The sequence below is a fragment of the Mesorhizobium sp. M0062 genome (assembly GCF_040323125.1).
Taxonomy (GTDB): domain Bacteria; phylum Pseudomonadota; class Alphaproteobacteria; order Rhizobiales; family Rhizobiaceae; genus Mesorhizobium.
Genome location: NZ_JAMYUO010000006.1, coordinates 264,339 through 271,346 on the forward strand (window position 1 = coordinate 264,339; position 7,008 = coordinate 271,346).

Annotated in this window: 6 protein-coding genes; all 6 read right to left on the bottom strand. The window is 61.8% G+C overall.

Features of this window, described 5'->3' with window-relative positions; translation table 11 throughout:
* Positions 1–21: 21 nt before the first annotated feature.
* The 6 genes from bamA to pyrH all read right to left on the bottom strand — a co-directional run bounded on the left by bamA (position 22) and on the right by pyrH (position 6,838).
* A complete protein-coding gene (gene bamA / locus NKJ64_RS10645) occupies positions 22–2,415 on the bottom strand; it encodes an outer membrane protein assembly factor BamA (RefSeq protein ID WP_023684694.1) in 2,394 nt (797 codons plus the stop codon).
* Positions 2,416–2,632: 217 nt separating this feature from the next.
* Positions 2,633–3,775: an RIP metalloprotease RseP gene (gene rseP, locus NKJ64_RS10650; RefSeq protein ID WP_023684693.1), complete on the bottom strand. Its 1,143-nt coding sequence runs from the start codon at positions 3,773–3,775 to the stop codon at positions 2,633–2,635.
* Positions 3,776–3,878: 103 nt separating this feature from the next.
* Positions 3,879–4,694, bottom strand: a complete 816-nt coding sequence (locus tag NKJ64_RS10655; RefSeq protein ID WP_023696555.1) for a phosphatidate cytidylyltransferase — start codon at positions 4,692–4,694, stop codon at positions 3,879–3,881.
* An 11-nt stretch (positions 4,695–4,705) separates the two neighbouring features.
* Positions 4,706–5,428, bottom strand: coding sequence for an isoprenyl transferase (locus NKJ64_RS10660; protein ID WP_023748403.1), 723 nt, complete (start codon positions 5,426–5,428; stop codon positions 4,706–4,708).
* A 31-nt stretch (positions 5,429–5,459) separates the two neighbouring features.
* Positions 5,460–6,014 carry a ribosome recycling factor gene (frr, locus tag NKJ64_RS10665; protein ID WP_023671027.1) on the bottom strand — a complete coding sequence of 185 codons (555 nt, stop codon included), beginning with the start codon at positions 6,012–6,014 and terminating at the stop codon, positions 5,460–5,462.
* A 101-nt stretch (positions 6,015–6,115) separates the two neighbouring features.
* Complete coding sequence (gene pyrH / locus NKJ64_RS10670; RefSeq protein ID WP_023671026.1) at positions 6,116–6,838, bottom strand: UMP kinase; 723 nt, start codon at positions 6,836–6,838, stop codon at positions 6,116–6,118.
* Between the last annotated feature and the right edge of the window lie 170 nt (positions 6,839–7,008).

The window sequence follows — 7,008 nt, forward strand, 5'->3', positions numbered from 1 at the left end:
GGAAGCATCGTTACCCGCGCATCAGAAGCGGCTCGACATGCCGAAGTTGAATTCCTGCACGTCGTCGGTCTTTTCCTTCTTGACGGGCATCGCGTAGTCAATGCGGATCGGGCCGAAAGGCGATGACCACAACAAGCCGACACCAACCGAAGCGCGCAACTCTAGATCAGTTGAAGCTTGAGTAACCCCGGCGACGTTAATCTTGCTGCCATACAGTGTGGCGGCATCAGCAAACACGGCGCCGCGCACACCAAAGCTTTCCGGAATGACCGGTATCGGGAACTGAGCTTCCGCCGACGCATTGAAATAGGTGGTGCCGCCGAGGTGGTCACCCGTTGCAATATCCGCAGGACCGATGCCACCATACTCGAAGCCGCGGATCATGCGGTCGCTGCTCTGGAACTGATCGAAGATACGCAGGCCGTCACCGCCGAAGCCTTGGATATGGCCGGCGCCGCCTGAGATCAGGCCGACCAGGTCCAGCTGTTCGGACAACGTCTGGTAGACAGTCCCACGACCGGTAACCTTTACGAATTTGGCATCGCCACCAAGGCCGGCAACTTCCATGGTCGTGGTGGCGTAGATGCCTTCATGCGGGCTCTTCATGTCATCGATGGTGTTGTAGACCAACCCAAGGCTGACCGACGACTTGATCCAAGGGCTTTCATCAATTCCCTGGACGATTGCCGCAGATACGTTGCAGTCCGCGTCGGGAATCCCGTCGCCAGGGGCGTTGCCCGGGACGGCAGGATTGTTATCGCAACCGTCGTCGAGCTTGTACTTCTCCTGGGCGATATTGTACGCCAACTGCGTCGAGATGTTGTCGGTGATCGGCAGGCCGAAGCGCACCGTCGCACCCAGCGTCTCGCTGTCATAGTGGTCGTAGTTGCGTGTCTGCTGGAAGATGTCGAAGCCGGCAGCGATACGGCGCCCGAGGAAATAGGGCTCGGTGAAGGACAGGCTGTAGTCGCGCGAATTCTTGCCACCACCCGCCGAAACCTTGATGTACTGGCCGCGACCGAGGAAGTTGCGCTCCGCGACCGAACCTTCGACGGACGGACCCGCAGTGTCGCCACCGGTCGAATATCCTGCGCCAACCGAGAACTCGCCGGTCGATTTCTCGACTACGTCAACCACGAGCACGACCTGGTCTGGCTCAGAACCCGGGACAGTCGAAACGTCGACTTTCTCAAAGTAATCTAGCTTTTCCAGCCGCTTCTTCGCGCGCTGGATGAGTACCTGGTTGAAGGCGTCGCCTTCGCTGACATCGAACTCACGACGAATGACATAGTCGCGCGTGCGGTCGTTGCCGCGGATTTCGATGCGCTCGATATAGGCCTTGGTGCCCTGGTCGATCGTATAGACGACCGAAATGGTGTGGTTCTCGAAGTTGCGATCACCGCGCGGTGTCACCTGGGCGAAGGCATAGCCCGAACCCGCGACCTTTTCGGTCAGCGCGATGATGGTGTCCTCGACATTCTTGGCGTTGTAGACGTCGCCCTTGTGGGTCTGAACCACCGATTCCAGCGCCTTCGAGTCGACTTCGGGAATGGTGCTCTCGACGCTGACGTCGCCGAACGTATAGCGGTCGCCTTCCTGGACGGTGATGGTAACGGTGTACTGGTTGGTCGTGTCGTCGAGCTCGCCGACGGCTGAGACCACCTGGAAGTCGGCATAGCCGTGATTGTAATAGAAGCGGCGCAGCGATTCCTGGTCGGCGCGGAGCTTGTCCTCGTCATAGACGTCGTCACGCAGCACGAAGGACAAGAAGCTCGAGCGCTTGGTTGCGATGACGTCGGACAGGCGGCGGCTCGAATAGGCGCTGTTGCCGACGAAATTGACAGCGGCGATCTTGGTGCGGCCGCCTTCGTTGATGTTGAAGACCACGTTCACGCGGTTGTCGCCGAGATCCATGATCTGCGTCGTGACAGCGGCGTCATCCCGGCCAATTCGCCTGTAGGCAGCCTTTACCGCCTCGACATCGGAGTCCAGCGTTGCCTGCGAGAACGTCCCGCGCGGCTTCAACTGCACGGCGACTGCCAGCGCGTTGTCCTTGAGCTTCTTGTTGCCCTGGAACAGAACCTGGTTGACGACCTGGTATTCGGCAACCTTGACTACCAGCGTCGAACCGACCTGATTGATCTGCACGTCCGAGAACAGCCCGGTGCCGAACAGCGCCTTGACCGCATCGTCGATATCGGCGCTGGAAAACGCCTTGCCCGGCTTGATCGTGATGTAGTTGCGGATGGTGTCGGCGTCGACACGCTGGTTGCCGCTGACCTCGACTCTCGAGACAACGGCTGCCTGCGCCGCAGATGTGGCAACGAACTGCACGGCGAGCGCACCTGGTACAACCAGAGCGGCGGACATAGCCACCGCGGACGCGGCGCTCAAAAATTTGGATGCTGCCTTCATCGGGCTTTTGTACCTTTTCTCGAAGTCCCCACGGCGAGAAAACCGGACGTGCGGTAATTTCTCCTACCGTATTAACCGGATTTTCCCTACACGCAAGGCTTCTGGTTAATTTGTAATTACTTAACCCTGATGCGTGGCTTTCGCGTCACGCATACTCCCGTGCATGGTAAACGGCGTCTCAACATTGCCGGTGCTGAAGCCAAATTTCTTCATGATTTCAGCACCCAAACAGATCGTTCCAGAAGACGAAGCCCATAAATCCCAGCACCAGAAAGAGGCCGGCCCGGTATCCCATTTCCATCATCCGCTCCGATACCGGACGCCGGAAAACGGCTTCGAGTGCGTAGAACAGGAGATGGCCGCCGTCGAGGGGGGGAATCGGCAAAAGGTTCAGAATTCCGATCCCGACCGACAGGCCGGCGACGAGTTGCACCAGCCATAGGAAGCCCAGCTTTGCCGCCTGCCCCGACATCTTGGCGATCTTGATCGGGCCGCCCAGCTGGCATTTGTCTTCGCGGCCGACAACGAATCGCTGCAGGAACTGGCCGGTGCGCTGAATGACGTGCCCCGTCTCCTCGACCGCGGCGCCGACTGCTCCGACAGGGCTGTAGGTGATCAGCCTGGGCTGGCCGACATCCTTGTTGTTGACGACGCCGATGACGGCCACCTTGACCTTGTTGCCCAGTGCGTCCAGCTGCTCCATCGGCTCCGGCGTCGCGACGACCGTGACCTCCTTGCCCTCGCGCAACATGGTGAAGGTGATGGCGTCGCCGCCGCGGCCCGAAACTAGGCGCTGGACGTCGGCGAAGGTCTCAACCTTGCTGCCGTCGACGGCGACGAATCGGTCGCCTGGCAAAATGCCGGCCCTTGCGGCTGGACTGCCGGCGGTGACCGCCGCCACCATCGGCTCAAACACAGGGCGGCCATAGAGGGAAAACAGCACGGCAAAGACGGCAATGGTCAAAAGGAAGTTGAACAGCGGGCCGGCCACCACCGTGGCGGCGCGTTTCCAGATGGGTTGCGTGTGGAAGGCGACCTTGCGTTCAGCGTCAGTCAGCGTTTCCAGATCTTCCGAACTCGGCTGGCTCGACGTGGCGCTCATGTCGCCGACGAATTTGACATAACCGCCGAGCGGTATGGCGCAGAGCTTCCAGCGCGTGCCGTGGCTGTCGTTGAAGCCGAGAAGTTCGGGGCCGAAGCCGATCGAAAAGGCCTTCACGCCAATGCCGCACCAGCGGCCGACCAGGTAATGGCCCATTTCGTGAATGAAGACGACCACGGTCAGCACGAACAGAAACGGCACCAGCGTGCCGAGGACAAAGCCTTCCGTGCTGAAAAACGCGTGAAGAATTTCGTTCAAGTCATGCCCTCAAATTCACCCGCGGCAAAAGGTGTCGCCGCGACTGTGACATCAATCCAGGCGAATCCGTGGCGTGCGCCATTTCTTCGCCGTGAAATATCACTCAAGCCGGAAACAGCCCCTGCGCCGGATGATCGGCGCCCGCCGAAATCCAGCCGATCACGTATAGGGCAAAAGCCGCCGCGACAAGCCCGTCCACCCTGTCCATGACACCGCCATGCCCGGGTATCAACGCGCTTGAATCCTTGCGGCCGTGGCGGCGCTTGACCCAGGATTCGAAGAGATCGCCAGCCTGGGCAACAATCGACAGCACCAGCGCAACCAAGGCGAGGACGCCAAGATTGCCGGCCCCGGCGGCGGCAGCCAGAAGCACGCCGGCGGCCACGCCGCCGACAGCGCCGCCAAGCGCGCCGCTCTGCGTCTTGCCGGGGGATATAGATGGCGCGAGCTTGGGCCCACCGACGGAGCGGCCGACGAAATAGGCGAAGATGTCGGTCGCCCAGACCACGGCGAACAGAAACAGGATTGCGACCAGGCCGGGATGGTCGCCGCCGCGCAGCAGCGCCAGCGATAAGCCGGACAAAGCCGCGTAGGCAAGACCGGCTGCATCCCATTGCGCCGCTCCACGCATACGGGCGCCGACAGCAGCGACCACAACCATGGCCAGGACAAGAGACAGAAGCCACGATGCCGGCACGCCTGCAACCAGGGCGACGACGAAAACCAGAAGCAGCGCTTCGGGAATGAAGCCGAGGGTCGCACCGGCCAAGGGGCGCGACATGCGCGCCCATTCATAGAAGATGACCGCCGATATCCCGGCGCAAAGCAGGCGGAACCACAGCCCTCCCAACCAGGTCAGGCCAAGCGCTATTGCGGCCAGCACCAGCGCCGAGACGATGCGAAGCTGAAGATTGTTCATCCCGCCGCCGATCACGAGGCAGCGACATCTTGAGCGGCAAGCCCGCCAAAACGGCGCTCGCGGCCAGCAAAATCGCGCAATGCGTCGGCCAGGTGTTCGCGGCTGAAGTCAGGCCAGTAGCAAGGCAGAAAAACCAGTTCGCTGTAGGCTGCCTGCCACAGAAGGAAGTTCGACAGCCGAAGCTCGCCACTGGTGCGGATGACCAGCTCCGGATCGGGAATGCCTGCGGTGTCGAGGGCGCCGGCAAAAGTGTCTGCCGTGATCGCCTCTGCGTCGATCTCGCCGCGCGCCACTGCGGCTGCGAGCTTGCGTGCCGTGCGCACGATCTCGTCGCGCCCGCCATAGTTGAAGGCGATGACCAAGGTCAGCGATTCATTTCGCGCAGTCAGCGATTCGGCCTCTTCGAGCAGGCCCCTGATGTCCGGCTGCAGCCCCGCCCTGTCACCGATGATCCTGACGCGCACGCCGTTCTGGTGCAGTTCGGCCAGATCGCGACGGATGAACAGCTTCAAAAGCCCCATCAGGTCGCTGACTTCGGCCTTGGGCCGCGACCAGTTTTCCGACGAAAAGGCGTAGACGGTCAGGAAGGAAATGCCGAGACCGGGCGCGGCGCGCACCGTCTTGCGCAGCGCTTCGACGCCGGCGCGATGGCCGGCAAGCCGCGGCATGCCGCGCGCCTTGGCCCAGCGTCCGTTTCCATCCATGATGATCGCGACATGCGCGGGCGTTGCCATTGTCTCGCTTTCGGGCCGGTGTGGGCCGACCCTAGACCTGCATGATTTCAGCTTCCTTATCGGAAAGCAGGTGATCGATGGTGCTGATCGTTTCGTCGGTCAGCTTCTGGACCTGATCGGAGCGCTTGCGCTGATCGTCCTCGCTGATGTCGCCGTCCTTTTCCGCCTTCTTCAAGAAGTCCATGCCGTCGCGACGGACATGGCGCACCGCAACGCGGGCGTTCTCGGCGTAGCCATGCGAAATCTTGACCAGTTCCTTGCGGCGCTGCTCGTTGAGCTCGGGCAGCGGAATTCTGAGATTGGTGCCGTCGACGATCGGATTGAAGCCGAGATTGGATTCTCTGATGGCACGGTCGACCGCGCCGACCATCGACTTGTCCCATACCGAAACCGAGATCATGCGCGGCTCCGGCACCGACACGTTCGCCACCTGGTTGATGGGCATGGTGGTGCCGTAGGCCTGGACCTGGATGGCGTCGAGCAGATTGCTGGAGGCACGGCCGGTGCGCAGCGAAGCCAGATCGTGCTTGAAGGCGGCGATCGCGCCATCCATGCGCCGCTTGAGGTCGTCGAACTCACCACTCATCTTAGTCTCCTCGACCCGTTTGATCCGGGTTCAGTGCTTAGGGCCTATATTCGGACCCGCTTTCGAAAACTGATCCCCTTTTTAGGAGAGTATACTCCGGGTCACTCGTCGGCGACGATCGTGCAACGGCCGCCGCCCCGCAGAATATCGCCGAAACCACCTTTTTCGTGGATCGAATAGACGATTATCGGGATGTTGTTTTCGCGCGCAAGTGCAATTGCGGCGGTATCCATGATCGAAAGGCCCTTGTTGATGACTTCGGCATGGCTGATGCGCTCGAAGCGGGTCGCATTCGGATCCTTCTTGGGATCGGCCGAATAGACGCCGTCGACCTGGGTGCCCTTGAACAACGCGTCGGCGCCGATCTCGGCGGCGCGCAAGGCCGCGGCCGAATCGGTGGTGAAGAACGGATTGCCGGTGCCGCCGGCGAAAATGACGACCTTGCCCTGGTTCATATAGGCGGTGGCCTGGCGCTGGGAAAAACTCTCGCAAAGTTCGGGCATGGCGATGGCCGACAGCACGACGGCATCGACGCCGATCTTGTTCAGCGAGGTGCGCAGCGCCAGCGAGTTGATGACGGTGGCCAGCATGCCCATGTGGTCGCCGGTGACGCGGTCGCCGCCCTTGGATGCCACCGCCACGCCGCGAAAGATATTGCCGCCGCCAATGACGACGCCGACCTCGATGCCAAGTGCGCGGGCTTCGGCGATGTCGGCGGCGATTCGGTCGACCACCGAGACATCGATGCCGAAATGCTGCTCGCCCATCAACGCTTCGCCCGACGCTTTCAGCAGGACACGTCGATAGAGGGGCTTTGCCGTCATCTGGACCTCGTCATTGTTGCGTGTGGCAGCCTGGGCAGGCCGCCCTCGCGCGGGCGCCGCCGCTGGCGCGATGCCGAGTTCCGATACACGAAGGGGGCCCCGCAGTGAACCCGCGCCCCCCGGCCCAATCGGCCCTGCCCGCGCCGGGCCGGCGGTGGGGGGGGTGGTGT

Coding starts and splice junctions, on each gene's coding strand:
- bamA (WP_023684694.1), bottom strand. CDS start 2,415: ATGAAGGCAGCATCCAAATTTTTGAGCGCCGCGTCCGCGGTGGCTATG.
- NKJ64_RS10655 (WP_023696555.1), bottom strand. CDS start 4,694: ATGAACAATCTTCAGCTTCGCATCGTCTCGGCGCTGGTGCTGGCCGCA.
- NKJ64_RS10660 (WP_023748403.1), bottom strand. CDS start 5,428: ATGGCAACGCCCGCGCATGTCGCGATCATCATGGATGGAAACGGACGC.
- frr (WP_023671027.1), bottom strand. CDS start 6,014: ATGAGTGGTGAGTTCGACGACCTCAAGCGGCGCATGGATGGCGCGATC.
- pyrH (WP_023671026.1), bottom strand. CDS start 6,838: ATGACGGCAAAGCCCCTCTATCGACGTGTCCTGCTGAAAGCGTCGGGC.